The organism is Nocardia sp. AB354 (genome assembly GCF_049538315.1).
Lineage (GTDB): Bacteria > Actinomycetota > Actinomycetes > Mycobacteriales > Mycobacteriaceae > Nocardia > Nocardia nova.
Window position 1 is genome coordinate 1 of record NZ_JBMVFU010000064.1, and the last position, 1,363, is coordinate 1,363.

Below are 1,363 nucleotides of genomic sequence, written 5' to 3' on the forward strand. Positions count from 1 at the left end.
AGAAGAAGCCGAGTTTGTTCGGTGAGTAGCTGACCAGCAGGTTCTTGGTCTGCTGGTAGTGGTCGAGCATCATGCGGTGGTTCTCGCGGCCGATGCCGGATTTCTTGTAGCCGCCGAAGGCGGCGTGTGCGGGGTAGGCGTGGTAGCAGTTGGTCCATACCCGGCCGGCTTTGATGCCGCGGCCGAGCCGGTAGGCGGTGTTGCCGTCGCGGCTCCACACTCCGGCGCCGAGGCCGTAGAGGGTGTCGTTGGCGATCGCGAGGGCTTGTTCGGTCGAGTCGAAGGTGGTGACCGCGACGACGGGGCCGAAGATCTCCTCCTGGAAGACCCGCATGTCGTTGGTGCCCTTCAAGATGGTGGGCTCGACGTAGAACCCGCCCGGCAGGCCGTCGACCTTGCGCTGGCTGCCGCCGGTGAGGACCTCGGCGCCCTCTTTGCGGCCGATGTCGATGTAGGACAGGATCTTTTCGTACTGGTCGTTGCTGGCCTGGGCGCCGATCATGGTGTCGCTGTCGAGCGGGCTGCCGCTGACGATGGCCTTGGTCCGTTCCAGGCAGCGTGCCATGAACTCGTCGTAGATGGAGGAGTGGATCAGCGCGCGCGAGGGGCAGGTGCACACCTCGCCCTGGTTGAGGGCGAACATCACGAAGCCCTCGACCGCTTTGTCGAGGAACGCGTCGTCGGCGGCCATCACATCGGGCAGGAAGATGTTGGGGCTCTTGCCGCCCAGTTCGAGGGTGACGGGGATGATGTTCTCGCTGGCGTACTGCATGATCAGCCGGCCGGTGGTGGTTTCACCGGTGAACGCGACCTTGGCCACGCGGGGGCTGGATGCCAGCGGCTTGCCGGTTTCGACGCCGAAACCGTTGACCACGTTGAGAACTCCCGGCGGGAGCAGATCGGCGATCAGCTCGACGACCTTCATGATCGAGGCCGGGGTCTGCTCGGCGGGCTTGAGCACGACCGCGTTGCCGGCGGCCAGTGCCGGGGCCAGCTTCCAGGTCGCCATCAGGATCGGGAAGTTCCACGGGATGATCTGGCCGACCACGCCGAGGGGTTCGTGGAAGTGGTAGGCGATGGTGTCGGCGTCGATTTCGCTGACACCGCCTTCCTGGGCGCGGATGGCGCCGGCGAAGTAGCGGAAGTGATCGACCGCCAAAGGCAGGTCCGCGGCCAGGGTTTCGCGGACCGGTTTGCCGTTGTCCCAGGTTTCGGCGACGGCGAGCTGGTCGAGATTCGCCTCGATCCGATCGGCGATCTTGTTCAAGATGTTGGCGCGATCGGCGGCCGAGGTCGCACCCCACGCGTCGGCGGCGCCGTGCGCGGCATCCAACGCCAACTCCACATCGGCAGCCGACGACCG

1 protein-coding gene is annotated in these 1,363 nt (G+C 65.9%); it reads right to left on the reverse strand.

What is annotated here, in order from left to right; genetic code table 11:
• A partial coding sequence (gene adh / locus ACPCUW_RS35095) for an aldehyde dehydrogenase (protein WP_423429689.1) occupies positions 1 to 1,363 on the reverse strand: 1,363 nt, incomplete at both ends.